The sequence below is a fragment of the Streptomyces sp. IMTB 2501 genome (assembly GCF_001953885.1).
Classification (GTDB): Bacteria; Actinomycetota; Actinomycetes; order Streptomycetales; family Streptomycetaceae; genus Streptomyces.
The window spans coordinates 104,258-129,690 of the sequence record NZ_MQUS01000016.1 but is presented as its reverse complement, the minus strand read 5'-3'; the positions used below and the strand labels follow the sequence as shown (position 1 = coordinate 129,690).

Genomic DNA, 25,433 nt, shown 5'->3' with positions numbered 1-25,433 from the left:
GAGGCCGATACCGGTCGTTTCCAGGCGTTCGACGGCGTGCAGGCCACAGCGGGGCACAACTGTGCGACCCTTCCAACCGTGCGTGTCTTGTTGCGTCTGCATGCCCTCGACCGGGTGGCGATCGGTCTGCTGGTGACCGGACTGCTGTGTGTGGCCACGGGAGTCCTGCCCACCGGTTCCGCTTCCGACGCGATGACCCGCATAGCACCACTCCTGGGCTTCCTGGGCACGGTGATCGTGCTGGCCGAACTAACCAGCAGGGCCGAGGTGTTCGACGTGCTGGCGGCCCGGGTGGCGCGGGCGGGCCGGGGCAGTTACGGGTTGTTGTTCCTGCTGTGCGTGGCCTTCGCTTCGGTCACGACGATCGTCCTGAACCTGGACACGACAGCGGTCCTGCTGACCCCGGTGATGCTGGCGCTCGCCTCGCGGGTGGGCATCGCGCCGGTGCCACTGGCGATGACCACGGTCTGGCTGGCCAACACGGCGAGCCTCCTCCTGCCCGTGTCCAACCTGACGAACCTGCTGGCCGCCAACCGCGTCGCGCTCTCTGCGCTGGGCCTGGCGGGCCGGATGTGGGCGCCGCAACTCGCCGCGCTGGCCGTGACAATGGCTTGTTTGTGGCTGTTCTTCTGGCGGCGGGGCAGGCGTGGGGGCCCTGTTGCCGACGAGTCCGGCCTGCTGACCGCCGTGCCGGTGTCGGGCCCCGGCGCGGCGCGCGCGGCGGACGTCCGCCCCGACGCGGCCGATCGCTACACACCGCCCGCCGTGCACCGCCCCGTCGACCCGGTGCTCTTCCGCGCCTGCGCGCTCGCCTGCGCCGGCTTCCTGATCGCCATCCTGGTGGCCGACGTACCGCTGTGGACGGCCTCGGCGACGGCAGCGCTGGTCGCCGTGGCCGCCTTCGGGATCCGCGACCGTTCCGCGCTCCGGCTGTCGCTCATCCCCTGGCGGCTGCTGGTGATGGTGCCGGGCATGTTCCTGGTGGTCGAGACGTTCGACGCGCACGGACTGCACGCCCTGCTGGCCTCGGCGGTCGGCCACGACGGCGGCACGCTCGGCATGTTCCGCGCTGCGGCGGTGGGCGGCGGCCTGTCCAACGCCCTCAACAACCTCCCCGTGTACCTCGCGGGTGAGGCGGCCGTGCCGGTGGGCAACCATGACCAGCTGCTCGCCTTGCTGGTCGGCACGAACGCCGGCCCGGTGATCACGCCGTGGGCGTCCCTGGCGACGCTGCTGTGGTACGAGCGGTGCCATGCGTACGGCGTACGGGTGCCGGTCCGCCGCTTGATGGGCACGGGCGCGGTACTCGCCGCGTGTGCGGTGGCGGCATCGGTGGCGGCGCTGGCCCTGACCCGTTAGGCGCTCGTCCTCACGGCACCGTGGGGCCCGACGGTGCCGTACCGGCCGCCGAAGAACGCCGCGCCGCTGGATCTGTCGGGGCGGTTTCCACCGTGTACGTGCCCTCGGTGCCGGGAGAGAAAGGGCTGACGAGGTCGAGGAGGTGCGGCAGCATCTCCGGGCGCCCGGCGACGAAGGAACGCCCCGTGTCGGGACCGCCGAATCCGCCGCCGAACTCCGCGCCGTCGAGGTGCCGTAGCGAGATGCCGGCCTCGCGGGCGAGCAACGCACCAGCGGGCAGGTCGATCGCCTCGGCGCGGTAGCCGATGAAGCCGTCGATGTCGCCGCGGGCCAGCATGGCCCAGGCGACCAGTGGCGCCCAGAGCTGGAGCAGGCGGCGGGAGCGGAGTTCGAGGGAGTGGCGCAGGGCGCAGGCGACGGGGTCGTCGCGCAAGACGGCGTGGCCCTGGGTCCAGGCCAGCAGCGGGCCCGCGGCAGAGAGCGGGCGGGCGAGCGCAGGAGCGGCGAGCCGCCCGCCCGGCCCCTGGGCCCCGCCGCCCCGCAGCGCGGACCACGTACGGCCGGTCATCGGATCGTGGACGACGCCCACGACCGGCGTGTCCTCGACGCACAGGGCGACGCCCACGACGTAGACGGGCAGCCCGATGACGACGTTGTTGCTGCCGTCGAGCGGGTCGACGAGCCAGGTGCGGCCGCCGCCGTCACCGGCGAGTTCGCCGGACTCCTCGGCCAGGATCCGGTCGTGCGGGAAGCGCGCGCGGATCCGCCCGACCACGAGCTGCTCGGCGGCCACGTCCAAGTCGGTGACGACGTCGCCGAGCTGGCCCTTCGCGTGGGCGGCGAAACCGTCGGGAAAGCGGGAGCGCAGCAGCGCCCCGGCCTCCTCGGCGGCGCCCACGGCCGTACGGTGCTCAACGGCGTAGCCGGCCGGCGAGGACGACGGGTCAGGGTTCGGGCTCATGGATCCTCCTGAGGGCGGCCCGAGCGATCCGGGCGGTCTGCGTCGCGTCGCACGTCCGGCGGACCATGCGGTGGCCCGGGGCGGACGGCGGGCCCAGCGAGAGGTCCACGCGGCCGGGCAGGGTCCGCCCCAGTACCAGGGTGGCGGTGGGGCGGCCGTCGGGCACCACGCTGGTGTGGAATTCACCCGCCGGGAGGGTGTAGCTCTGGCCGCGCGCGCTGGTCTGTTCCGCGCCGGGCCGCAGCCGCACCAGCCGCTCGGTGGGCCGGAGTTCGTCGATGCCGGAGGGATCGCTGAGCACCTCGAAGACCCGGTGGGTGGGTTCACCGGCGTCGTAGTCGACGTCCATGCGCCGGTTGCCGAGCCGCCCGTAGAGCACGGTGCTGGTCAAGTCCCAGCTGTGGCAGTGCACTTGGGGCACGGACCGGTCGGGCTCCGCCTCCGGGGTGCCGAAGACGTGGACGCAGACGCCGTCGTCGCCGTCACGCAGCACGGGCAGGCAGACGAACCCCAGGGGATGTCGTACCGCGTGCAGGGTGCGGCGGCCCGAGACGATCCGGTCCAGCTCCGATACGGCGTGCCGTGTCAGCTCGGCGGCCGCGTGCCGCCGGGCGGCCCGTTCGAGGGCCGGGTAGTCCATGTTCCTTCCCCCTTGGCCGGAACACGACGCTCACCTGCGGTACGGGTTCTCCGCGCGCAGCGCCTTGTCGATGATGTCGCCGAGGTCACGGTCGGTGTAGCTCGGCGGAAGCGGCAGGCCGAGCCGGTCGAGCAGGCGTCTGACCTCGTCCACGGTGGGCTCTTCGGTGAGCGGGACGGCATCGCGCAGATCGAGCTTGACCGCCTGCTCGCGGCTCTGGTGCAGCTCGGTGACGTAGTAGTCGTAGAGCGGCCGGTCGCGCTCCACGTAGAGGCTGACCCGGCTGGGGTCGTCCTGGGTGATGATCAGGCAGGTGTCGGAGAGGTCGAAGCGCAGCGCCGGTGCCACCGACGACAGGTGGACGTCGATCTCCAGGGTGTCCAGCCGCTGCCGGTGCCAGCAGGCGGCGACGACGGTGGCGTACGCCTCCTTGCGGGTGCGTTCCAGCGTCCACTCGGCGTGGCCGCCGCCGGCCCCTGGCCCGAACGTGCTCCTGAAGCGGGCGTACGCGGCGCACACGTGGTCGTCGGCGGGGTTGATGATGTCGATCTTCATGCTGAGGGAGCGCCGCTGGCGCTGTGCTTCGAGCACGCACTCGGGCAGCGTGACGGCGCGCAGATAGGTACCGGTGCCGCCCTTGAACACCCAGCGGCTGGTCGTACGCCGGGCCTGCTCGTGCGCGAGGGCGGTCTCGGCGCCGGAGAGCGCGCGCACCATCGCCAGGTCCTCGATGGCCCTGCTGGTTCCGGCGGTCGCGGCACGGAGGTCGGCCATCCGCCGCCGGCGCTCGGTGAGCGAGCCGTACACCAGCGCGGCGAGCACGAGCAGCGTGGCGCCGGAGACGATGTTGGGGTCCATGTTGTTGTTGAGGACGTCCATCAGCCCGACGACCACGGCGACGACGATGGCGACGATTCCGTCCGCGTTCCGGACCGCCCACGCGATCCCGTTCTCCAGCCGGCGCCCGGCCCCCTGCGGCGTACTGCTCGTCACGTCCACCCTCCCCCGACGGTGGCTTCCATCGTAGGAGCAAGGGCGCCCCGCCAGCCATGCCTCAATCAGCCGTCAGCACCACCGGAGCGGCCGACGCGGCCTCGACCGCGGACGGTCGGACGGCGACGGTCGGACGGCGGACGGGCTCACGACAGGTCGTCACGCCCCAGCCACGCCGGCTTGACCGGCACCCCGTCCGCGTACCGTTCGAACGGCTCGGCCTCCTCGGCCTCCTCGGCCTGATCCACCGGTTCGTCCGGTGCGGCGACAGACTCGGCCGGCGCGTTGTCGGGTTCCGGGGCGACGGGCGCGGCGGAATCCTCCAGCAGCTCCGCGGCGGTGAACCGGGTCGCGAACGACTGCCACGCCCCGTCGACGACGAGGAGGAATCCGTCGCCGTCCCGGAAGAGCCGACGGCGCCTGGGGCTTCGGGGGTGCTCGGGCGAGTAGCTCCGGGCCCGCCGCTCAAGCTCCGCGAGCGCCTCGGCACGAGAGCCGTGGACATGCGCGAGCACCTCGGCCTCGATGTGCTTACGGTCACCGGCGCTCATGGTCGTCTCGACGACCAGCCCCCAAATCGCCATGTTCTTCCCAACCACCCCTCAGAATCGACGTGTTGCCGGCCCCTCAGCCCCTGGGCGAGGGCTCGCCGGGTGTCACCAGCACCGAGTCGAACAGCTTGAGTATGAAACTCTCGAGTGCGCGGGGAGAGGAGGGGCCGAGCGTTCCCGCGAGGGCCACGAGGCCAGGCGAGTAGGTCAGGCGGCGGCTGACCGGCGCGTCGGCCTGTTTCTGATGCCACCGCAATACCAGCGGGTCGTCGCGGAACACCCCTTCCCCGGTGATGCGGCAGTACGCGGAGTCCAGGGCGTGTCCCGGGAAGAGAAAGGCGCCGTAGAGCCGGTCGGGGCTCGGGACACGGGGTGCCGGAAGGCCAGCCGGGCCCTCGACGAGGAGGCGGACCGCCGCGCCTGGTAAGCGCACCCCGGTGGCCAGTTCGAAGATGTCCACCACGTACCGGGCGCCGGACCGGGCTCCGACTTCCAAGAACACCGGGCCTTCCGGAGCCTCGATCGCCTCAAGGTGGAACGGCCCGTTCTCGATGCCGACCGCCCGTAGGCAGCGCAAGGTCCAGTCGGTGAGGTCCGCACCGGTCTCGATCTGCACCGAGCCCATGGGTTTGCCTTGTGCGTAACCGAGACACGTGCCCACGTACCGGCTGGCGAGAACGACGACGGGCCGGCCGGCCACCAGCAGACCGTCCACGTGGAGGATGCGACCGCTGACGAACTCCTCGACCTCGAATCGATCGGCTTCGATCGACAGGTCTCCGCCGCGCACCGCGTCCAGGGCCGCCGTGACCGTCGGGAAGACATGGGTCTGGTCACTGCCCTGACCCGCCAGTGGCTTCAGGACGGTTCGTCCCCGCCAGGACACCGAATTCTCTCCCCCTGCCAGGGCTGCGGGCAGCGGCGCGAACCGGGGCACCCGCAGCCCGGAGCCCTCCACCGCGGTCTTCATCACCACCTTGTCCCGAACCGGCAGTACTTCGCACACCGTGGCGCCTGGGGCTCCGAGTACTTCTCGCACCCGTGCCGCGGGAATCACATCCAGTTCGGAGGTGGAAATGACGAGGTCCGGTGCGGGCAGGCCTTTCACGGCCGCGAGTACGTCCGCCGCCGTGTCACCGGTCTCGGATCGCACGACGACGCGGATGGGCACGCCGACCGGCAGGGAGTTCAATTTGGCGGTGACAGTGACATAGGTGACCTCGTGCTCATAGTGATCAATGTTCTCGGCGTAACGCATGGACGATTCAGGGATGCTGTGCATGACGAGAATGCGCATGTCCATCCGTTCCTCTCGCTGCGGAGTACTGTTGGGGCAGTGATCAGGCAGAGGAGCAGCCGCGACAGGGAGAGCGTGTCACCACGCCTCGTAGTGGTGGATCCGGACTTCGAGGCCCAGTGCGAACAGGTGAGCCGGCACTTGCTTGTGCCCATGGCCGAATCGACGCGAGGCGGCCATGGGCACGACGTCCTGATGGAAGGGGTGGCGGCCTTCCGGAGCATCAGCGAATCCCTGACCGCGGCCGTCGAGCGTGGACCGCGCGTCTGGACGCCGAACGGCCGTTGGGAACACGAGGGTCTGAGGATCGTCGACCTGCCCACCGCACACATCGATCTGCTCTACTCGGTATTGCGAGAGCTGTCCGGCGCCCTGGTGAAGCCTGCGGACTCCGCCCACCCGACCGGCACGGCTGCGGCGCTCCGCTCGCTCGACTCCTCCGGCGAGGGCACCGCCGTCCGTCTGGTCGGCACGATGGCTCGCGTGCTCTCCCTCATGGATCTGACGGCCGACAAAGACACCGACACCCTCACCGCCGCGCTCGAAGCCGCCGACGGCCATGAGGTGCGGCTGACCTATGCGCAGGAAGACGCATGGCAGCGCCTTGCGCACCGTCTGACCATGTTGCTCACCGAGGAGGCACCGCTCCATCGCTTCCTCTACTGACACTTCTTCAACTGACGCTTCGCCTAATGATGTTCTTCCCCACTGATCAGGCGGAACCGTCATGGGGCTGGACCCGCACCGATGTGAAAAGGGAATCCATGTACCGCTCCAGGGTGGCTGTGGATGAGGGGCCGAGCATCGCGGCGATCGGCACGTTCGAGCTCGCGTACGAGAACTTGACCGGCTCGTCGAGCCCGCGTTGTGACCAACGGTGTACCAGCGGATCATCACGGAACGGCTGCTCGCCACTGATGCGGCAGTACCTGGAGCCGAGGGTGTGCCCTGGTATCAGGAACCAGCCGTATCGCTCATCGGGGCCCGGTATCCGCGCCTCAGGAAGGTCCACCGGTCCCTCGACAAGCACCCGGACGGCTACTCCGGGCATGCGTATGCCCGTCGCCAGTTCAAAGGAGTCGATGACACCACCGCCTCCGCATCGCGCGCCCACCTCCAGGAACACCGGCCCTTCCGGTGCCGCGATGGCCTCGAGATGAAACAAACCGTTCTCGATTCCCACCGCTTTCAGGCAGCTGAGGGACCATTCGACCAGCTCAGGGCCGGTGTCGATCTGCACCGAACCCAGAGGGCTGCCCTCCGCATAGGCGAGACACGTCCCCACGTACCGGCTCGCGAGGATCGAGATGGGCCTGCCTCCTGCCAGTACTCCGTCAATGTGCATGATTCGACCGCTGATGAATTCCTCGATCTCGAAGTCCTCGACGGGAACCGGAACTTCGCCACGCCGCACCGCATCCAGCGCCATGGCGGCCGTCGGGAAGATCTGGATCTGCTGAGCCAGTACGCCCGACAGTGGCTTCAGGACGGTACGCCCCTTCCAGGGAACGGACTCCGCTCCTTGTACGAGCACCTGCGGGAGCGGGGCGAATCTCGGCACCCGCAAACCCGCCCTGGCGACCGCCGACTTCATCACCACCTTGTTCCTGACCGGAAGGACCTGGCGCACCGTGGCACCGGGGACCCCGAGAGTTTCCCGGACCTGGGCCGCGGCGATCACGTCGAATTCCGACAAGGTGATGATCAGGTCCGGCTTCGGCAGACCCTTCACGGCAGCGAGGACCTCTTCCGCCGTATCCCCCGCCCCTGGGCGCTCGATCACCCGAGCGGGCACATTGTTCGGCAGTGTTCCCAGCTTTGCCAATGTGCTCACATAGGTGACGTCATGTTTGTGGTGATCGATGTTCTCCCCATAGCGGACGGAAGAATCAGCAAGGCTGTGCATGACCAGAATACGCATGTGCGCTCCACACTCCACCGTCAGCTTGGCTGCACGCGACCGTATGCCTTGCCGTCCGCCCGGCGCCCGGCCAGGAATTCATCCAGCGAGAAGTGCCGAACAGCCTCGACTCCTGCTCCCACGGCTCGGTAGTCCACCCGGGCGGGCCGCTCATCGTCGTAGAAGTAGACTGCCTCCAGCTTCCCTTCCTTGGTCACCTGCAACACGGGGTTCGCGACGAGGAAGTCCCGTACCTCCGGAGTGTCCCGGCGAACCTGCAGCCACAGGCGTTTCCGGCCGAAGTGGTTCGGCGGCAATATCACGCGGGTACCGAACCGGCGCTTCATCTGATAGGTGCCCTTGCTGAGGAAAGCCTCTGTTCCCTGGAAGTCGAGCCGACGGACACCGTTTTCGGCCGCCCACTTCATCAGGAGGAAGTACATGACCTTGAGGGTGCCGGCCGCGTAGTACTCCTCGGCGCCGTCGAGCACGCCCAGCAGCCGGGAGGTAAGGACTCCGGACTGCGGATCCCAGTGGCAGAGGTGGCCGGCGATGCGTTCGCCGTTCATGGCCAGGTAGAACAGCACACCGGAGCGGAACAGGCACTCGTAGGCGGAGTCCCTGCTCTCCGTACGGGCGCGCTCCCCGTAACGCTGGAACATGGTCGCCCGGTAGATGCGCTCGTAGAAATGATCGAACCAGATGGGGTCGCCTTCGACCCCGAACTCCCAGTCGTACTGCCGGTACTTCTGCCGGAAGTCCCGCCTGGCTCCCTTGGACGCGTTCTCCAGAACCGATCGGTATCCATCGGCGAGATCCAGGACGAAGTGCACGCGGATGGGCATGACGAGTGACGTGTCGGAGGGCAGCCGACCGACTTTGTCAGCGCTGGTGCCGACCACGATGATATCGGCGTCCGGCAGTTCCTCGGGGGAAGCCAGATCGCATCCTCTGAGTGAAGTCGAAACCCGCACCGTGGCGCCGCTGTTGACACCCTCCCGGCGATGCTCGGTGAACTCCAGTGTGTATGCAAGTCCTTCAGGCACGCCGGAGTAGGAAACAGACACCCCGCCCACTTCTGACCGCACTGCGGGGAATTTTCCCCAGCTTCTGGTGTCCCAGGTCGTGCGCAGCGCAACGAGCAGAGGACTTCCGCTGTTGCGCCACTGGTATCCCGCATGCAAGCGTAGCCGGCTCTTCAGGGATACGCGTGACGGCAGTTGGACACGATTGCCCAGCGGCGAACTCATGACATGGCCCTTGTGGAAGCCGCGGTGCTGAGCACCAGGTCTCTCAGCGCATCGGCGTTCTCGACCTTCTGCAGCTGCGACAGGCCTACGCCTTCGAAATCATCGCGCCCATAGACACCGGAGCCGTGGATCAGGATGTCGTCCTCGGGCAAGAGCCCGCGGTCGATCGCGTTGAAGACACCAGTCATGGCCATGTTGACCGACCACTCAAGAACCGAGGTCGGATTGGCGGGAATCGTGAGTCCCGCGTCTTTCAGGTACGAGCGCACTTGACCGTAGCGCTCCAGGCACTCGGCGAGTGACACGACGATGCCGCCTCCGCCCTGCCCCTCGATCAAGGAGTTCATCCTCGGGGATGTGACGGGATTCCTGGAGTAGAAGGTCGTGTCGAGCACCTCCTCCGGATCAAAGGTGACACGCGGGAAGTGCGGGTTCTCCCGTTGTGCGTAGCCGCCCCATTCCCGCTCATAGACATAGGTCGGCACCTTGCCGGCATCGCAACCTCCGTACAGGCTGACCACCATGTCGGGGGCGGCCAGGTGCTGCACCAGGAAATAGCGGGGCGGCACACCGGCCCCGTGACCGGTGACCATCTCACGGCCATAGGCGTGCCCGAGGAAGCCGTAGGCGCTGGACACGGCGTGGGCGTGAAGTCGCGGTCGCTCGGCGTCGGCCGGGAAGAACTCGGCTTCGCTCAGCGCCCGCACGACGTCGCCGGCCAGGTAGTTCTCCAGCTGCAGGGTGTACCACAGGTTCGTGTCGAGGTCCTTTTCGAGCACCCTCCTGTGCCTGTCGACCATTTCCCGGGCTATCGCCTTCACGGCCTCCGCCTCGGGGCCGTTGTAGACAGCGATGGGGTTCCGGCCGCGCAGATCCGCATCCGTCAGGAGCTCGGACGAGCGGAGCTTGTGGGCCGAGCCGGATGGGACTATCACGATCACATTGAGCTGGTCCGGGGTGACCAGTCCGCAGGTGATCGCGCGAAGCACCGCGTCTCGCAGTGCGACGCCCTTGTTGGCAGATGACGGTGTGACGATGGTGACCCGCTGTCCGGTGTCCTGGATGAATCGGACGGCACGGGCGACCATCACGAGCGAGGGAAAAGTCTTCGTCGTACCCGTGCCCGGATTACGTGTGAGGTCCAGCAGCGACAGACGCTTCTCGCGGTATTGGGGCATGGGCAGGTACGCCACTTCCGACGCGGCCAGGTAATTCCGCACTGCGGGTGTGAGTTCAGGGAGTTCGGGGCCCGGCGAGAAGTCCGCGTCTTCTCCACCACCCCGTTCCGGGAACAGCGCGTACAGCGCCTCTTGAACCTGCGAGTAGTACCGCGCCAGGACGTTCTCGGTGATCATTGCCTGTTCTCCTGTTCTCCTGTTCGATGATCGAGCTCGGCGGGATGGGTATGCCTTAGCTCGGAGCGCCGAGGAGTACACCGGGCCAGGCGCCGTAGGGGCGGGTGACCGGGCCGATCTCACCGGATGGGTTGAAGCGCATCGAGCAGCCGGTTGCGACTCCGCCGACGCAGAACGGGGAAATCCTTGGATTGGCCAGCACCGTTTCGACGCTGCCGTCCTGGTCGAGGAGCGCCTGAATGGGACGGCGTACCGGGATGACGACCTCCTGGGCCACGTAGTACTCCGACTCCACTGCGGATGCGACGAGGCTCTTCCAGGTGGCATCGGGAGTACTCAGACCGAAGAACACCTCCTGGGAGGAGTATCCGGCGGCACCCTTGAGAACGAAGTTCTCCCGTTCCTTCAGCAGGAGTTCGCAGACATCGTGGGTGTGCCCGCGCCATTCAACCGTCCGGTCTCCGACGATGCGGGTCCAGGGAACGCAGCGTTGAACGAGTTCGTGGTCTTCCCGGGACATCCAGGGAAGCCCTTCGGATAACAGGGCCAGCACTTTCTTCGAATCGATGAGCCGCGCGGTCTGCGACGGCAGCGCGAAGAGGTGGTTTCGAGCGGCGGACACAAGGGGCGACATGTCCCATCCGCAGTTGTTGGCTTCTCTCTCCGCGAACTGCACTATGCCGAGGGTCTTCTTGGCGTCCGTGTTCGCGGGGACCTCTTCGAGCAGCGAACAGAGATCAGCGAACCGGGCCCGCACCCCGTATTCCTGAAGGAACTCGATCTGCGTGTTGAAGTAGCGCGTCGTCTTCGCTGGATCCTCCAGCGTCCCGATGAGCAGCACAGACGGCTCGATGCCCAGCTCAGCGCATGTCCGTTTCACAAGTGAGGCCATCTGCTCGTAGAGGCTGGGAGCGGTCAGTTCGGCCTCACCGGTCTCCTGGCGGATTCGCTGCCAGATCCGGCGTTCCAGTTCGAATTCCAGCACAGCCCCGACACCCGCACCGACGTTGAACTCGACGAACTTCGGCCCGTCCTCGGTGACGACCGCATCGGCGCGAGAGAAATCGATGGCGTGTGCCAACTCATATGCCTCGTCGGCGCTGAGCCGAGGGAGGTCTGCCTGATCCGCCTTCAGGGCGGTCACTCGTCCGCTCGAGTCCGCCGCGATCTCAGCGACTGCCCGACGCTGGAGTTCGAGTATGCGCCGGGTGGCCGAGAGCAGGCCGCGGTACGACTCGACGGGCACGACTAACGGTTCGTACGCCCGTGGGAAGCGACTCCTCGCAATATCCGTCAGTTCCTTCTCGATTATTTCCGCAAGGAGTCTGGGAGACGGCCCTCCGGTTCGGGGGACGTAGCTCCCGAACCATGAACGTTCGGAGCAATCGAGCATTATCTGACTCTCCTTCTGTTGTTATGGTTCGGTTGAGGTTCGGAACTTCTCTCGCATGGCGCGTGTTTCGGCAATGAGCAGAGGAAGGGCCACGAGGAGCGCGGCGAGTCGTACGCCACCCGCGATCAGGAAGGGCGCCCGGAGACCGAGATGCTGGGCTACGAAGCCGCCGGCCAGGGCGCCGAGCGGCATCAGACCCCAACCCACCATGCGGAACACGCTGTTGACACGGCCGAGGAGATTGCTGGGAGTGACCTCCTGGCGAAGGCTGACCGTGACGACGCTCGATACGGTGATCACGAAGCCGCAGAGGGCCAGCATCACCCCGAGGAGCGCTCCGCTGGAGGCGAGCCCCATTCCGGCGTAGATGACGGAGTTGGCGGCGAGGGACACGGCGAACGCACGGATCGGCCCTAGTTTCCGGGCGATTCGGACATTGACGAGTCCGCCGATGAGACTCCCCACCCCCTCACCTACGAGCATCAATCCGTAGGCGCGGTCGCTGAGGTGGAGTGTCTGCGTGGAGAACAGGACCAAGGTCGCCACGCCGAGTCGATTGCAGAAGGTGTTGATACCGAGAAGAACGGCGAGCGTTCTCAGCAGCTTGTGGCTGGTCAGCCAGCGCAGTCCCTCCGCCACCTCGGCCCGCATGGACGAGCGTCGGCCGATATGGTCGCTGATTCTTTTCGGGATGGTGATGAGCAGGCCTGCTGACAGGATGAACGAGGCCGCGTCCACACTGAACGGAAGCGTCGCCGCCGCGGTGAAGAGGAGACTGCCCAGGGGCGGTCCGAGAGAGGACTCGCCCACGGTCTGCACGACGTACTGATTGCTGTTGGCGCGCTGCAGGAGGTCGACCGGGACGATCTGTGGCAATACCGATTGTGCCGCGTTGGTGATGACCACCTGGATACTGCCGAGGAGGAAGCAGGCCACGGCCAGAACAGGGATGGACACTCCACCCGCGACGACGGTCACCGCGACGGCGGCGACAACCGCGGCCTGAGCAGCCTGGCCGCGCCACATCAAAGTGGTGCGCTCATAACGGTCGACGATCGCGCCTGCCGGCAAGGACACCAGTAACCACGGCAGGTAGCTGGCGGCGGAGATGAGGGCGACTTGTTGCGGGTCCTTGGTGACAGTGACGGCAAGGAGCGGCATGGCAGCGTTGAAGGCTCCGTCGCCGATGCTGTTGATGGCGTTGGCCCACCACAAACGCCAGAAACTGCTTCCCAGCCGCACTAGTTTCTGCGGTGCCGCAGCCCCCTGGCCGGTCTGACCCAATCCGGACACCCCACCCAATTCTTGTCCATCCTCTGGAAATCTGGGGAGAAATTGCGTTCAGAACCGACCGGCCGGGGACTGCTGGGCCTGTGCGTAGTGTCTGTGAATGAACTCAGAGACGATCTCGACTTGAGCGAGGATATCGTCGACCTGAGCCATGGTGGGCTTCGTACCGTGGCCCTCCAGCGCGCTGTTCCCGGTCTTCAGATATACCGGAGCGGCGATCCGCACAAATTCCGGCGCATCATAGGTGCGGACGAAACCGCCGGACATCCGGGGATTATCGACGTGGATGTCGATGGGAATCGATATGGCCGATCGGATCGCGCCGATCATCGGGAGCGTCAGGTCACGTACCGGGTTGAAGCTGTTCGCACCCAGCATTTCCAGCATCTGGGCGGTGGCCGCATTGCCGTGACCACAATGCGCCGAGGACTTCAGATGCAGGTCGGCCGGAAGATGGCCGGCCGTGCGCAGACGGCCTAGCACCCAGAGCAATCCCTCGTCGTAGACGACGAACCCGCGGACCCCTAATTCGATCCCGCGTTTGACGTCCTCGACCGCGCGAACCACCTGCTCCTGACCCCGCAGCCGATAGCCGATCCGTGCACCCTCGGGCGTCTGCGCCCCGCCGCCGATGTCATAAATGGCGCGGGGCCCTACCGACATCAGGATCTGGGCACCGTATTCCTGGCCGAGTTCGACGTACCGTCGTATTTCGTCGGCCGTGTGCCGGAACATGCCGAATGTTTCGGTGATGCGGTTGATCGTCAGGCCGCGGCGCTTGCTTTCCGCTAAGATGCGGGCGGCCGCCTCGACCGAGTTGACGGTGGGCACCTCGATCCGAAAGTTTCCACCATCAGAGAAGGTTCGTCCGGAATCCGGAGGATCGTCGTCGTTTGCAGGTATGCCTAACTCACGTAACTGTTGACGAGTCACGCCGTACAGTATCCCTGTCATGTTCCGTCCAGTATCGCGATGGAACGCGCCTTAGCAATCCCAACCTTCATGTAAAAAAGATATTTTACTTACATACGGAGGAATCGGGAACAGAATTTGACTCGGAAACTGTTTACCGAATGGGTTTGCAAAGCGGGGTCGCCCCGACCGGGCTGCCCGCCCGGTCGGTACTCCGGTCTACGTCATCCTGGTCAACCTCTCCGCCCACTGCCTCCGGAGACGCTGAGGTTGTCGCCGGTGATGTGGCCGGCGGCGTCCGGGGCGAGGAAGGGCACGGCTTCGGCGATGCCGGCGGGAGCGCCGGCACGGCCGAGCGGGACGTCCCAAGCCCAGGAGTCGATCATTTCCGGGGAGACACCCATCTTGCAGTGGGCAGGGGTGTTGATCATTCCTGGGCTGACGGCAGTGTGCGCCCTTGGCAGCTGTCATGGCGGCTCCGACCCCTTCGCCGACGCCCACGGTGGACACGACCGAGGCGCCGTCGTTGAGGAGCGGGAGGGCCTGTGTCGAACACGGCGTCGAAGGCGGCTCGTCGGTTGACTCGATCGGGCCGGGGCGGGAGATGCGCGCGTTGAGGAAGAGCAGGTCGAGGCAGCCGAGTTGCCGCCGTGCCTGCTCCATCGCATGGTCGATGCCCGGTAGGGATCGTGCGTCGGCCCGGACCACCGTGACGCCTTCGGGAAGTCCGGCGTTGGCGAGGTTGCTGGCGCCGGTGACCATGACGCGGCAGCCGCGGAAGCGGAGCAGTTCAGCGGTCCGTGGGGCAGCGGGCTGTGCCGCGACGGTCACCTTGTCCGAGCGATCCCCGAGACGGCTCTGCGCCTGTTCACCGAGCAGGGCTACGACGAGACGACCATCGCCCAGATCGCCCGAGAGGCCGGCGTCTCCCCACGACGGACTCGACCAGTGAACGGCCGGCCGAAGTCGGCGTCTTGGAGGCCCTGCGCGCAGGAGTTGCTGCCGTACTGGCCCTGCACGGCAGCCGCGAGCGGACCCTGGAGCGGTTTCGTCTGCTGCACAACACCGCCTCGCTGCGTGCCGGTTGGCTCGAAAAGCGGTTGCGGTTCCAGGAGGACCCGCCCGCCAACGACGGCACGGGCGACATCATGGACCTGTACGACGAGTACCTGGCTGCGGTGCCTGGCTGACCGGCGGCGACCAGCAAGCCCCGGAACCGCGGACCGACAGCGCCGAATTCATCGACCTGACCGATGCGACCGTCACCGGCAGAGAGGACTCGGGGGGCGCGTGCCCCGATGTCGTTCAAGTGCGGCACGGGCAGCGACGGTCACAGCCCCACGATCTTGTTCCACCGCTTGGCGAACTCCACCCGCTCCGTGGACGTGATGTCCCGGGCGATGGCGAGGCGCTTGCGCATGTCGGAGTCCGGGAAGATCAGGGGGTTGTCGGCCAGCGCGGCGGTGTCCTTGTCCTTCGAGGCCGCCAGGACCTCCTTCGCGGCCGGGACCGGACATACGTAGTTGACCCAGGCGGCCAGCTGCGCGGCGGTCTCGGGGTCGTAGTAGTAGTCGATCAGGCGCTCGGCGTTGGCCTTGTGGCGGGCCCGGTTGGGGATCATCAGGGAGTCCGACCACAGCTCGGCGCCCTCCTCGGGCACGACGAAGCGGATGTCGGGGTTGTCCGCCTGGAGCTGGATGACGTCGCCGGAGTATGCCTGGCAGGCGAGGACGTCACCGCTCACCAGGTCCTTGGTGTAGTCGTTGCCGGTGAAGCGGCGGATCTGGCCGCGCTGGATCTCACGCTCCACCTCGTCGCAGACGCGGTGGAAGTCGTCCGCCTTCCACTGGGTGATGTCCACGCCGTTGCCCTGCATGAGCAGTGCGAACGACTCGTCCAGTCCGGAGAGGAGGGTCACGCGGCCCTTCAAGTCGCTTGCCCAGAGGTCCTTCACATGGCGGATCTCGCGGCCCAGCTTCTTGCGGTTGTACGCGATGCCGGTGATGCCGGACTGCCAAGGGACCGTGAAAAGGCGGCCCTTGTCGAAGGCCGGTGAGCGGAGCAGCGGGTCGAGGTACCTCGCCACGTTCGGCTGATGGGCCCGGTCCATCTTCTGCACCCAGCCCAGCCGTACGAACCGCGCGCACATCCAGTCGCTTATGACGATCACGTCGCGGCCGGTCGACTGGTGGTTCATCAGCGCGGGGCTGATCTTGCCGAAGAACTCGTCGTTGTCGTTGATCTCCTCGACGTAGTCCACCCGTATCCCGGTGCGCTTCTCGAACGCCTCGACGGTGGGCCGCCGGTTCGGGTTCTTGTCGTCGGTGTCGATGTACAGCGGCCAGTTCGCCCAGGTCAGCTTCTTGTCGGCCGTGGACTGGTCGGCGACGGCCCGGTCGCCGGGCGCGACATAGGCGGCGGGCACCCCGCAGCCGGCCAGCGCGCCGAACGCGGCGGTGCCGCCGAGGCCGCGCAGAAGGGAACGGCGGGACAACAGGGGCTCACGGGAAGAAGTCTGAGACACTCCGGAAGCATGCCGTCCCGCCGAACGAAGGGGCAATCGACGCTGCGTCGAGCAAGGCGGGGCCTGCCGGACACCTTGTCGACCAGCCACCCCAGGGGCGTGGGAACCGTGCGACCGGTCCCCACGCACCCGTAGCCGAAAAGCGGCCGAACCCAGCGGAGCGTTACTCGCCGAGCGACGTCATCACGTGCTTGATGCGCGTGTAGTCCTCGAAGCCGTACGCCGAAAGGTCCTTGCCGTAGCCGGACTTCTTGAAGCCGCCGTGGGGCATCTCGGCGACCAGCGGGATGTGGGTGTTGATCCACACGCAGCCGAAGTCGAGCTTCTTGGACATGCGCATCGCGCGGGCGTGGTCCTTGGTCCACACCGAGGACGCGAGGGCGTACTCGACGCCGTTGGCCCACTCGACGGCCTGGTCCTCGTCCGTGAAGGACTGGACGGTGATGACCGGGCCGAAGACCTCGTTCTGGATGATCTCGTCGTCCTGCTTCAGGCCGGAGACGACGGTCGGGGCGTAGAAGTAGCCCTTGTCACCGACCTGGTGGCCGCCCGCCTGGACCTTGGCGTGGGCGGGGAGGCGGTCGATGAAGCCGGAGACCTGCTTGAGCTGGTTCGGGTTGTTCAGGGGGCCGTACAGGACGTCCTCGTCGTCCGGCTGGCCGGTCTTCGTCTCGGACGCCGCCTTGGCGAGCGCGGCCACGAACTCGTCGTGGATGGACTCCTGGACGAGGACGCGGGTAGCGGCCGTACAGTCCTGGCCGGCGTTGAAGTAGCCCGCGACGGAGATGTCCTCGACGGCCTTGGCGATGTCGGTGTCCTCGAAGACGACGACCGGGGCCTTGCCGCCGAGCTCCAGGTGGACCCGCTTGACGTCCTTCGACGCCGACTCGGCGACCGACATGCCCGCGCGGACCGAGCCGGTGATCGACGCCATCGCCGGCACGGAGTGCTCGACCATCAGGCGGCCGGTGTCACGGTCGCCGCAGACGACGTTGAAGACGCCCTTGGGGAGGACGGAGCCGACGATGTCCGCGATGAGGACGGTGGAGGCGGGCGTCGTGTCCGAGGGCTTGAGGACGACCGTGTTGCCCGCGGCGATGGCCGGGGCGAACTTCCATACGGCCATCATCATCGGGTAGTTCCAGGGAGCGACCTGGGCGCAGACACCGACCGGCTCACGGCGGATGATCGAGGTCATCCCCTCCATGTACTCGCCGGCCGAGCGGCCCTCCAGCAGTCGCGCCGCGCCCGCGAAGAAGCGGATCTGGTCGACCATCGGAGGGATCTCCTCGGAGCGGGTGAGCCCGGTGGGCTTGCCCGTGTTCTCCACCTCGGCCGCGATCAGTTCCTCGGCGCGCTCCTCGAACGCGTCGGCGATCTTGAGCAGGGCCTTCTGGCGCTCGGCGGGAGTGGTGTCGCGCCAGGCCGGGAAGGCCGCGGCGGCGGCGGCCATCGCGGCGTCGACGTCCGCCTGTCCGGACAGCGGCGCTGTCGCGTACGCCTCGCCCGTCGCGGGGTTGACCACCTCGGTGGTCCGTCCGTCGGCGGCGTCCCGGAACTCACCGTCGATGTAGTTGCGCAGACGACGCAGCTCGGTGCTCACTGCCGGCCTCCTGAATCTGGTTCGGGGGTTCGAGCTGTCCAGCGTGGTCAGCCCGCACGGGACCGCGGGGCTGTCCAATCACTGAGACACCTCACCCTAGTCGCCGGAGCCACGTTTTCAACACCCCCGCCGCCATCACTTCTGCGAAATCCGCAAGTCTTGATCCCTGAAACAACGAATTTCATCGCTGAGGGGTTGCGAAACTGTCGAGACCTCGTGCACAGTGAGGCCGTGGCCAGTCGAAGCGCAGACCAGAGGGACTCGTCCCGCGAGTCCAGGAACGGCACCCCCCAGCTGGATGCCGTCTCCCTCGCCATCATTCAGCAGCTCCAGGAGGACGGCCGCAGGCCGTACGCCGCGATCGGCAAGGCCGTCGGCCTGTCGGAGGCGGCCGTGCGCCAGCGCGTCCAGAAGCTGCTGGACCAGGGCGTGATGCAGATCGTCGCCGTCACGGACCCGCTCACCGTGGGCTTCCGCCGGCAGGCGATGGTCGGGATCAACGTCGAGGGCGATGTCGAGTCGATCGCGGACGCGCTGACTGACATGTCGGAAGTCGAGTACGTGGTGATGACCGCGGGCTCGTTCGACATCCTCGCCGAGATCGTCTGCGAGGACGACGACCACCTGCTGGACGTCATCAACAAACGCATCCGGTCCCTGCCCGGAGTGCGCTCCACCGAGAGCTTCGTCTATCTGAAGCTCAAGAAGCAGACCTACATGTGGGGAACCCGATAACCGTGAGGACCCGATAACCGTGAGCACCAAGGACCTCAGCCGCACCGCGTACGACCACCTGTGGATGCACTTCACCCGCATGTCCTCGTACGAGAACTCCCCGGTCCCGACCATCGTCCGGGGTGAGGGCACCTACATCTACGACGACAAGGGCAAGCGCTACCTCGACGGTCTCGCTGGTCTGTTCGTGGTCCAGGCCGGTCACGGCCGCACGGAACTCGCCGAGACCGCCTTCAAGCAGGCCCAGGAGCTGGCCTTCTTCCCGGTGTGGTCCTACGCCCACCCGAAGGCCGTCGAGCTGGCCGAGCGCCTCGCCGACTACGCCCCGGGCGACCTGAACAAGGTCTTCTTCACCACCGGTGGCGGCGAGGCCGTCGAGACCGCCTGGAAGCTCGCCAAGCAGTACTTCAAGCTGACCGGCAAGCCCACCAAGCACAAGGTCATCTCACGTGCGGTCGCCTACCACGGCACCCCGCAGGGCGCCCTGTCCATCACGGGTCTGCCCGGCCTGAAGGCGCCGTTCGAGCCGCTCGTCCCGGGCGCGCACAAGGTGCCGAACACCAACATCTACCGTGCGCCGATCTTCGGCGACGACCCGGAGGCCTTCGGCCGCTGGGCCGCCGACCAGATCGAGCAGCAGATCCTCTTCGAGGGCCCGGACACCGTCGCCGCGGTCTTCCTGGAGCCGGTGCAGAACGCCGGTGGCTGCTTCCCGCCGCCGCCCGGCTACTTCCAGCGCGTGCGCGAGATCTGCGACCAGTACGACGTGCTGCTCGTGTCGGACGAGGTCATCTGCGCCTTCGGCCGCCTCGGCACGATGTTCGCCTGCGACAAGTTCGGCTACGTCCCGGACATGATCACCTGCGCCAAGGGCATGACCTCGGGTTACTCCCCGATCGGCGCCTGCATCATCTCCGACCGCCTCGCCGAGCCGTTCTACAAGGGCGACAACACCTTCCTGCACGGCTACACCTTCGGTGGTCACCCGGTCTCCGCGGCCGTGGGTCTCGCCAACCTCGACCTGTTCGAGCGCGAGAACATCAACCAGCACGTACTGGACAACGAGGGCGCCTTCCTGCAGACGCTGCAGAAGCTGCACGACCTGCCGATCGTCGGCGACGTCCGCGGCAACGGCTTCTTCTACGGCATCGAGCTGGTGAAGGACAAGAACACCAAGGAGTCCTTCAACGACGAGGAGACCGAGCGCGTCCTGTACGGCTTCCTCTCCAAGGCGCTCTACGAGAACGGCCTGTACTGCCGTGCCGACGACCGCGGCGACCCGGTCGTCCAGCTCGCCCCGCCCCTGATCTCCAACCAGGAGACCTTCGACGAGATCGAGCAGATCCTGCGCGCCACCCTCACGGAGGCGTGGACGAAGCTCTGATCGTGCTCGGATGATCCTTTGATCCTTCCGGATGATCAACGTCGGCCCCGGTGCCCCCGTTCGAGTGAGAACGGCGGCCCGGGGCCGTGTGCTGTCCGGCCCTCCGGTAACGGCTGCCTAGCGTTCCAGTGACCGATCAGCCCAGCGTTCGTTCCCCCGCACGAGGGAACAAACACGGGAATAGCGGATCAGAACCGAGGTGTACGACCATGGAGGCCCCGCCGGACAACGACGTGCTCTGGGCACGCGCGCTGCACTTCAGGCACCCCGACGGGTCGCCCGGACTCGCCGGGGTCTCGCTCGCCGTACGCGAGGGCGAGATCCTCGCCGTCATCGGCCCGCGCGGCAGCGGGAAGACGACCCTGCTGCGCTGTCTGTCCGGTCTGGTGCCGGTGCGCGAGGGCGAGGTGTGGTTCAACAGCACGCCCCTGCACACCCTGGGCCCGATGCGCCGCGAGCGGCTGCGCCGGGACCGCTTCGGCTGGATCGACCCCGCACCGGTCCTGGTCCCCGAGCTGAACGCCTGGGAGAACGTCGCGCTCCCGCTGATGCTGCGCGGCGCCGGCCGCCGCAGGGCCAAGGTCGCCGCACTGGAGTGGCTGGAACGACTCGACGTCGGCGACAAGGCCCGCAACCGCCCGCACGCCCTCCACCAGGCCGAACGCCAGCGCGTCTCGATCGCCCGGGCCCTGGCTCCGGCCCCCATGGTCCTCTTCGCCGACGAGCCGACGGCACCGCTGCACCGCACCGACCGCACCCATGTGCTGCGGACGCTCATCTCGGCCGCCCGCTCGCACGGCATCACCATGGTCCTCGCCTCGCTCGACCCCGAGACCGCCGCCCTCGCCGACCGCGCCGTGGGCCTGCTGGACGGCCGCAGTGTGCGCACCGTGCTGCTGCCGGACGCCCCCGGCACGGAAGGCCGGGCCGCGTGCTCGCTCTCCGTCTGACCCGTGCAGCCAGGCCCGCCGTCCAGTTCCGCCGCCTGCTGGTGGCCGCGGCGGCCGCCGGCACCGGCTTCCTGATGCTGGCCTGCCTCGGCTACGCCCTCCACCACCCGGAGCGCTCGGACGCCGCCGCGCTGCGGCTCGCCTGGTGCGTGGTGCCGTTCGCCGCCACGGTGTACTTCGCGCTCGCCGTCGCCCGCACCGACCCCGGTACCCGGCCGCGCCCCGGACTGTCCGCCGTGGGCGTCGGTCCGGCGCGTCTGATGGCGGTCTCCGCGCTGACCACGGCCCTGTCGTGCACCCTGGGCTCGCTGCTCGCCCTGCTGGTCTTCCTCCATCTGCGCGGCGACCTCACGGGCATGCCCTTCGACGGCGCGGCCGCGGACTTCCTGGCGGCCGACCAGCCCCTTCCCGTCCCGGCGGCCATGACCCTGCTGGGTCTCCTCCCGGCCGTCGCCTCGACGACCGTGGCCATGGCTCTGCGCCCGAAAGACCCCCGCCCCGCCACCCCGGTCCTGCGCATGTACGGCCGCTTCGGTGCGTACGGGCACCCGTCGGCACGGGAGACCTTCGGAGCTTACGGCCGCTTCGGCGCCCGCTCCGGCCGCAAGCCCGCGGCTGCCCGCAAGCCCGCGGCCGGCCGAGAGCCCGCAGCGGACCGGGAGCCGGCAGGCGACGACGAGCGAGCGGCCGGGGACGCCGGGCAGGACAGCCTTCCGTCCGCGGACAGTCGTGCCACCGGGGCGGCTCCCGGCTCAAAGACGGACGGCAACGGGAAAGCGCCGCGCGGCGAATCCGACCCCGAGCCCCCGCCCCCGGACGCCGACTGGACCGACGTCACCCGCCGGCCCTCCCATGACGCACCGGCCGGCCTCCCCTGGGGCATCGCTCTCCTCACCACCGGCCTCACCGTCCAGTCCTACGCCAACCATTCGAACGTCGCCGTACTCACCGGCTGGCTCGTCACCGCCGCCGGACTGGTCCTCGCCGCCCCCGGCCTCACCCACCTGTGCGGCCGCTTCCTGCAGTGCACCCGCCCCGGCGCCCTCCGCCTCCTCGCCGGCCGGGTCCTCATGACGGAAGCCACCCGCATCGGCCGCCCCCTGGGCGTCGTCAGCGCCGTCACGTCCGCCGGTTACGCCATGACCACGCTGTACGCCGGCTCCGCACCGTCGTTCGGCCCGCTGACCACCCTCGGCGCGACGCTGGTCACCGGCTGCACGGTCGCCACCGTGCTCACCGCGGCCGTGGAGACCCGCCAGTGCCGGGCCGACACGACCGCCGCGCTGCTCCGGCTCGGTGCCCCGGCCGGGACACTCCGGGCAGCCGCGGCCCTCCGCGCGGCGGCCCTGCTGGCGCTGTTCGGCCCGCTCACCGTCGTCGTCGCCGCGCTGTCGGCCCTCCCCGTGGACCGCTGAGATCCGCTGAGATCCGCTGAGAAAAAAGTTCCCGGCGGCCGATGAGTTCTCCCGGGACCCCCGGTCTACCCACCGAACACGCTGACCCCAGCACGAATCACCACGGGAGAGACCCTCATGTACCAGCAGATGATCTTCGTGAACCTGCCCGTGAACGACCTCGATGCCTCGAAGAAGTTCTTCACGGAACTCGGCTACGCGATCAACCCGCAGTTCAGCAACGAGAAGGCCGCCTCCGTGGTGATCAGCGACACCATCGTCGCGATGCTGCTCACCAAGCCGTTCTACTCGACCTTCACCAAGAAGGAGATCGCCGACGCCACCACGACCAGCGAGGTGCTCGTCTGTCTGAGTGCCGAGAGCCGCGAGAAGGTGGACGAGCTGGTCGACAGGGCGATCGCGGCGGGCGGCACGGCCACCGGCCAGACCCAGGACCACGGCTTCATGTACGGCCGCGCCTTCGACGACCTCGACGGCCACACCTGGGAGGTCATGTGGATGGACCCGTCCGCGATCCAGGGCTGACCCCGCTCCCCAGACGCCCCCACTGCGCAGAGCGGACCGAGCTCTGAGGTACCGGGGCTTCACCTGCACGCCCGACGAACTGTACGAGTCACTGGCGGCGGGCTACGAGGCGACGCCGGACGCGCGGGCCTGCGCCTGATTCCAGCGGACGAAGACCGACGGTGACGCCGGACGAACTCCTCGTCGGCGCACCGTCGGTGGGCGTCATGGGCAGCCACGCCGGGGACCGCGGCACGGCCGCCCACGCCGGCGCAGCGCGGCTCGACCGTGAGCCGTCCCGCGCCGGGCACACCATCGCCACCGGCGTCGGCCCCGGCGCGATGCCGCCCCCTTCGACGAGGGATGCTGGAGAACGCGCTCCAACTCCTCGCCGAGGCGCCCTCGTTCCGCCTGTCCGCCACCGACTGGGCGCGCGGCCTTCGAGGTGCGTACGCGCCGACCTCGGGGCGGCGCGTCGGTGGGCATCCCCACCTGGGTCTACGGCCACGAGCCGCCCAACGCCTTCGCCGCGCACATCGCCAAGTACTTCGCCGACGCCCCGGGAGAGCCGAAGTCGATGGCGCTGGTCAACGGGGCGTACTGGACACGGGGGTTGCCCGCCCGCTTGACCGGATCGAGCAGGATCCGGGCGCGATCAAACGTCCCGGTGATTAATAAGCGGGTAAAGCCAAGGGCCATGGATGGCATATGCGTTGACACTGCTTATGGAGCGCTTATAAACCTGAGAGCCTCCTGGGGATGCTGGGACCTCACCTCATCTGTCGCCCCAAATCCCCTGAAACCCCCCGCAGTTATGCACTCTGTAAAGGACAAACGTGTCCATAACCCGCCGCAGCGTACGCCGTTCCGTGCGCATTCTGGGTGTTGCCTCCGCCTCGGCCGCAGTGGTGCTGGGTATGTCCAGCTCCGCGTTCGCGTGCAACATCAGTGAGTTCAAGGCCGAAGCCAAGTGCAACGGCGACAAGGGTGTCATCGTCGTCACCGACACCGACGCCTCCGGTACCCCTGCCACCATCACCGTGTTCCGCACGAACAACGGCGGGGTCGAGAAGCAGATCGGCGAGCAGGAGGTCAAGGGCTCCGTCCTGGGCACCTCGGTCACCTTCTCTGAGAAGTGGAAGCCGAACGCGACGTACCGCGTCCACGTCACGGCCAGCCCGTACGTCGACGAGGACATCGCGGGCGGCCTGACGACTCCGGCCGCCGCATGCGAGAGCTCCACCCCGACCCCGCCGGCCTCCCCGAAGCCGTCGCCGTCGAAGTCCACCCCGGCCGGGTCCCCGACCCCGTCGGCCTCCGCGTCCAGCTCCGCCCCGGCGAGCGCCGCGCCGAGCAACGCGCCGTCCCCGGCGGCCGGCAGCTCGAACCTCGCCGAGACCGGTGCCAACTCCAACACGGGTCTGATCGCCGGCATCGCGGGTGCGCTGGTCGTCGTCGGCGGTGGCGCGGTCTTCCTGGGCATGCGCCGCCGTGGGACCCGCGGCAACGGCTGACACCCCACCCCGGTAACAACAGCTCCACCGCGGCCCGTCCTCCTATCCCCAGGGGACGGGCCGCGGCCATACGCCCGTACGACCGTGCAGGGGCTCGGCTCAGCCGAACTTCGCCCGGTCCAGCCAGAACTCCAGCAGCTCCCGCTCGCCCAGGATCTCCAGCCCGGGGCTGTCCAGGGACAGCCTGCGGTAGAAGGCGAGCAGCACGGAGGCGACCGGGCCCCGCAGGGCGACCGTGGCCTTCTCGTGCCCGCGCCGCCAGGCGATCGCCTCCTCGCCCAGCTCGATCAGCCACTCGGCGTTCAGCGCCGGGTCGGTGTCGGTGGCGTGCAGATGGATGCTGCTGCCCGGCCGGCTCAGGTCCCGCGCCGGGTCCTTCGGCAGGTTCCGCTGCACCCACTCCACGAGCTGGAGCCACTCGTCCAGCGCGTCCGCGGCCACGTCCGGTGCCAGCTCGTACGGCAGCCCGGCGGCGAGCGTGGCGTCGGCGCGGTGCACGGTGATCTCATGGGTCATCCGGCGCGCCCAGAACCCCGCGTTCGCCGCTCCGGCCCAGGCCCACACCTCGGTGTCCGGCCCGGCCTCGCGCAGCGCGCCGACGACCAGGTCCCCGGTCTCGGCCAGCCACTGATCCAGAGCGGCCGCGTCACCCCGCTTCTCCGGCCCCCCGTGCAGCGGGATCCGCTCGGGCGGGATGTTCTCCTGCGCCCGGCTCCGCACCAGGGCATCGACCCAGCGCAGGGCGCCACCCATATGCCGTACGAGATCCTCCAGCGACCAGTCCGGGCAGGTCGGCACGGTCGCGGAGAGGTCGGCGCCGGACGTCACCACGGCCCTCAACTGCTCGACCTGCTGGGCGATTTCGTCACAGTAACGGTCATGCGCGAGCAAAGTCATGGCCCC

24 protein-coding genes and 2 pseudogenes are annotated in these 25,433 nt (G+C 68.1%); 11 read left to right on the top strand and 15 right to left on the bottom strand.

Translation table 11 applies throughout. The features are described 5' to 3' along the window. The first annotated feature begins 78 nt into the window (after positions 1-78). Positions 79-1,359 carry an SLC13 family permease gene (locus AV521_RS26515; RefSeq protein ID WP_076091405.1) on the top strand — a complete coding sequence of 427 codons (1,281 nt, stop codon included), beginning with the start codon at positions 79-81 and terminating at the stop codon, positions 1,357-1,359. A gap of 10 nt (positions 1,360-1,369) precedes the next feature. Here the strand turns inward: AV521_RS26515 and AV521_RS26510 are convergent, their stop codons facing one another. The 5 genes from AV521_RS26510 to AV521_RS26490 all read right to left on the bottom strand — a co-directional run bounded on the left by AV521_RS26510 (position 1,370) and on the right by AV521_RS26490 (position 5,801). After that, positions 1,370-2,320 (bottom strand): inositol monophosphatase, encoded by a 951-nt coding sequence (locus AV521_RS26510; protein WP_076091403.1) that lies wholly within the window; start codon positions 2,318-2,320, stop codon positions 1,370-1,372. Then, positions 2,304-2,960, bottom strand: coding sequence for a hypothetical protein (locus tag AV521_RS26505; RefSeq protein WP_076091401.1), 657 nt, complete (start codon positions 2,958-2,960; stop codon positions 2,304-2,306). Before AV521_RS26505 ends, AV521_RS26510 begins: the two co-directional genes overlap by 17 nt. A 30-nt stretch (positions 2,961-2,990) precedes the next feature. Beyond that, positions 2,991-3,953, bottom strand: coding sequence for a hypothetical protein (locus AV521_RS26500; RefSeq protein WP_256725688.1), 963 nt, complete (start codon positions 3,951-3,953; stop codon positions 2,991-2,993). Between the two features lie 146 nt (positions 3,954-4,099). Next, on the bottom strand, positions 4,100-4,537 hold the full coding sequence (locus tag AV521_RS26495) for a hypothetical protein (RefSeq protein WP_076091397.1): 438 nt from the start codon (positions 4,535-4,537) through the stop codon (positions 4,100-4,102). Between the two features lie 43 nt (positions 4,538-4,580). Beyond that, complete coding sequence (locus AV521_RS26490; RefSeq protein ID WP_143658650.1) at positions 4,581-5,801, bottom strand: acetyl-CoA carboxylase biotin carboxylase subunit family protein; 1,221 nt, start codon at positions 5,799-5,801, stop codon at positions 4,581-4,583. A gap of 153 nt (positions 5,802-5,954) precedes the next feature. Here AV521_RS26490 and AV521_RS26485 point away from each other — a divergent pair, with 153 nt between their 5' ends. Beyond that, positions 5,955-6,467, top strand: a complete 513-nt coding sequence (locus AV521_RS26485; protein WP_256725687.1) for a hypothetical protein — start codon at positions 5,955-5,957, stop codon at positions 6,465-6,467. Between the two features lie 46 nt (positions 6,468-6,513). Here the strand turns inward: AV521_RS26485 and AV521_RS26480 are convergent, their stop codons facing one another. The 7 genes from AV521_RS26480 to AV521_RS51130 all read right to left on the bottom strand — a co-directional run bounded on the left by AV521_RS26480 (position 6,514) and on the right by AV521_RS51130 (position 14,332). Continuing rightward, positions 6,514-7,722, bottom strand: coding sequence for an acetyl-CoA carboxylase biotin carboxylase subunit family protein (locus AV521_RS26480; RefSeq protein ID WP_076091395.1), 1,209 nt, complete (start codon positions 7,720-7,722; stop codon positions 6,514-6,516). A gap of 20 nt (positions 7,723-7,742) precedes the next feature. Then, a complete protein-coding gene (locus tag AV521_RS26475; protein WP_107481021.1) occupies positions 7,743-8,951 on the bottom strand; it encodes a GNAT family N-acetyltransferase in 1,209 nt (402 codons plus the stop codon). Next, positions 8,948-10,306 (bottom strand): DUF6002 family protein, encoded by a 1,359-nt coding sequence (locus AV521_RS26470; RefSeq protein WP_076091391.1) that lies wholly within the window; start codon positions 10,304-10,306, stop codon positions 8,948-8,950. The genes AV521_RS26475 and AV521_RS26470 overlap by 4 nt, the downstream gene beginning before the upstream one ends. 55 nt (positions 10,307-10,361) lie before the next feature. Then, positions 10,362-11,699, bottom strand: coding sequence for a hypothetical protein (locus AV521_RS26465; protein ID WP_143658649.1), 1,338 nt, complete (start codon positions 11,697-11,699; stop codon positions 10,362-10,364). Between the two features lie 21 nt (positions 11,700-11,720). After that, a complete protein-coding gene (locus AV521_RS26460) occupies positions 11,721-12,983 on the bottom strand; it encodes an MFS transporter (RefSeq protein WP_218639366.1) in 1,263 nt (420 codons plus the stop codon). Positions 12,984-13,040: 57 nt separating this feature from the next. Continuing rightward, the gene (locus tag AV521_RS26455) at positions 13,041-13,922 is read right to left on the bottom strand and encodes a U32 family peptidase (protein ID WP_256725686.1); all 882 of its coding nucleotides are present in this window, start codon (positions 13,920-13,922) and stop codon (positions 13,041-13,043) included. Positions 13,923-14,134: 212 nt separating this feature from the next. After that, complete coding sequence (locus AV521_RS51130) at positions 14,135-14,332, bottom strand: SDR family oxidoreductase (protein ID WP_079249406.1); 198 nt, start codon at positions 14,330-14,332, stop codon at positions 14,135-14,137. Positions 14,333-14,714: 382 nt separating this feature from the next. On the opposite strand from AV521_RS51130, the pseudogene AV521_RS52775 reads away from it, so the two are divergent. Beyond that, positions 14,715-14,795: pseudogene (locus tag AV521_RS52775) on the top strand (hypothetical protein); the annotation flags it as partial. An 80-nt stretch (positions 14,796-14,875) separates the two neighbouring features. Beyond that, positions 14,876-15,091 carry a hypothetical protein gene (locus AV521_RS51120; protein ID WP_076091383.1) on the top strand — a complete coding sequence of 72 codons (216 nt, stop codon included), beginning with the start codon at positions 14,876-14,878 and terminating at the stop codon, positions 15,089-15,091. A 140-nt stretch (positions 15,092-15,231) separates the two neighbouring features. Here AV521_RS51120 and AV521_RS26435 read toward each other — a convergent pair whose 3' ends face one another. Both AV521_RS26435 and AV521_RS26430 read right to left on the bottom strand, forming a co-directional pair. Next, positions 15,232-16,425, bottom strand: a complete 1,194-nt coding sequence (locus tag AV521_RS26435) for a PotD/PotF family extracellular solute-binding protein (protein WP_076091381.1) — start codon at positions 16,423-16,425, stop codon at positions 15,232-15,234. Positions 16,426-16,588: 163 nt separating this feature from the next. Then, entirely contained in the window at positions 16,589-18,028 is a 1,440-nt protein-coding gene (locus AV521_RS26430; protein ID WP_076091379.1) for a gamma-aminobutyraldehyde dehydrogenase, read from the bottom strand. Between the two features lie 216 nt (positions 18,029-18,244). Here AV521_RS26430 and AV521_RS26425 point away from each other — a divergent pair, with 216 nt between their 5' ends. The 7 genes and pseudogenes from AV521_RS26425 (at position 18,245) to AV521_RS26395 (ending at position 24,530) form a co-directional block, all read left to right on the top strand. Beyond that, a complete protein-coding gene (locus AV521_RS26425; RefSeq protein ID WP_076091377.1) occupies positions 18,245-18,763 on the top strand; it encodes an Lrp/AsnC family transcriptional regulator in 519 nt (172 codons plus the stop codon). A gap of 19 nt (positions 18,764-18,782) precedes the next feature. Further along, complete coding sequence (locus AV521_RS26420; protein ID WP_076091375.1) at positions 18,783-20,147, top strand: aspartate aminotransferase family protein; 1,365 nt, start codon at positions 18,783-18,785, stop codon at positions 20,145-20,147. Positions 20,148-20,356: 209 nt separating this feature from the next. Beyond that, positions 20,357-21,097 carry an ABC transporter ATP-binding protein gene (locus AV521_RS26415; protein ID WP_076091373.1) on the top strand — a complete coding sequence of 247 codons (741 nt, stop codon included), beginning with the start codon at positions 20,357-20,359 and terminating at the stop codon, positions 21,095-21,097. Beyond that, the gene (locus AV521_RS26410) at positions 21,079-22,512 is read left to right on the top strand and encodes a hypothetical protein (protein ID WP_076091371.1); all 1,434 of its coding nucleotides are present in this window, start codon (positions 21,079-21,081) and stop codon (positions 22,510-22,512) included. The genes AV521_RS26415 and AV521_RS26410 overlap by 19 nt, the downstream gene beginning before the upstream one ends. A 117-nt stretch (positions 22,513-22,629) precedes the next feature. After that, a complete protein-coding gene (locus AV521_RS26405; protein ID WP_076091369.1) occupies positions 22,630-23,037 on the top strand; it encodes a VOC family protein in 408 nt (135 codons plus the stop codon). A 49-nt stretch (positions 23,038-23,086) separates the two neighbouring features. Further along, positions 23,087-23,638: pseudogene (locus AV521_RS51115) on the top strand (Rossmann fold nucleotide-binding protein); the annotation flags it as partial. Positions 23,639-23,933: 295 nt separating this feature from the next. Continuing rightward, the gene (locus AV521_RS26395) at positions 23,934-24,530 is read left to right on the top strand and encodes an LAETG motif-containing sortase-dependent surface protein (RefSeq protein WP_371917065.1); all 597 of its coding nucleotides are present in this window, start codon (positions 23,934-23,936) and stop codon (positions 24,528-24,530) included. A 99-nt stretch (positions 24,531-24,629) separates the two neighbouring features. Here the strand turns inward: AV521_RS26395 and AV521_RS26390 are convergent, their stop codons facing one another. Beyond that, complete coding sequence (locus tag AV521_RS26390; RefSeq protein ID WP_076091365.1) at positions 24,630-25,427, bottom strand: maleylpyruvate isomerase family mycothiol-dependent enzyme; 798 nt, start codon at positions 25,425-25,427, stop codon at positions 24,630-24,632. Between the last annotated feature and the right edge of the window lie 6 nt (positions 25,428-25,433).

What these genes read in the sequence shown, in the direction of transcription:
- AV521_RS26495 (WP_076091397.1), bottom strand. Translation starts at nt 4,537, where the DNA reads ATGGCGATTTGGGGGCTGGTCGTCGAGACGACCATGAGCGCCGGTGAC.
- AV521_RS26465 (WP_143658649.1), bottom strand. Translation starts at nt 11,699, where the DNA reads ATGCTCGATTGCTCCGAACGTTCATGGTTCGGGAGCTACGTCCCCCGA.
- AV521_RS26415 (WP_076091373.1), top strand. Translation starts at nt 20,357, where the DNA reads ATGGAGGCCCCGCCGGACAACGACGTGCTCTGGGCACGCGCGCTGCAC.
- AV521_RS51130 (WP_079249406.1), bottom strand. Translation starts at nt 14,332, where the DNA reads ATGATCAACACCCCTGCCCACTGCAAGATGGGTGTCTCCCCGGAAATG.
- AV521_RS26480 (WP_076091395.1), bottom strand. Translation starts at nt 7,722, where the DNA reads ATGCGTATTCTGGTCATGCACAGCCTTGCTGATTCTTCCGTCCGCTAT.
- AV521_RS26510 (WP_076091403.1), bottom strand. Translation starts at nt 2,320, where the DNA reads ATGAGCCCGAACCCTGACCCGTCGTCCTCGCCGGCCGGCTACGCCGTT.
- AV521_RS26490 (WP_143658650.1), bottom strand. Translation starts at nt 5,801, where the DNA reads ATGCGCATTCTCGTCATGCACAGCATCCCTGAATCGTCCATGCGTTAC.
- AV521_RS26470 (WP_076091391.1), bottom strand. Translation starts at nt 10,306, where the DNA reads ATGATCACCGAGAACGTCCTGGCGCGGTACTACTCGCAGGTTCAAGAG.
- AV521_RS26475 (WP_107481021.1), bottom strand. Translation starts at nt 8,951, where the DNA reads ATGAGTTCGCCGCTGGGCAATCGTGTCCAACTGCCGTCACGCGTATCC.
- AV521_RS26485 (WP_256725687.1), top strand. Translation starts at nt 5,955, where the DNA reads ATGGCCGAATCGACGCGAGGCGGCCATGGGCACGACGTCCTGATGGAA.
- AV521_RS26390 (WP_076091365.1), bottom strand. Translation starts at nt 25,427, where the DNA reads ATGACTTTGCTCGCGCATGACCGTTACTGTGACGAAATCGCCCAGCAG.
- AV521_RS26395 (WP_371917065.1), top strand. Translation starts at nt 23,934, where the DNA reads ATGTCCAGCTCCGCGTTCGCGTGCAACATCAGTGAGTTCAAGGCCGAA.
- AV521_RS26405 (WP_076091369.1), top strand. Translation starts at nt 22,630, where the DNA reads ATGTACCAGCAGATGATCTTCGTGAACCTGCCCGTGAACGACCTCGAT.
- AV521_RS26505 (WP_076091401.1), bottom strand. Translation starts at nt 2,960, where the DNA reads ATGGACTACCCGGCCCTCGAACGGGCCGCCCGGCGGCACGCGGCCGCC.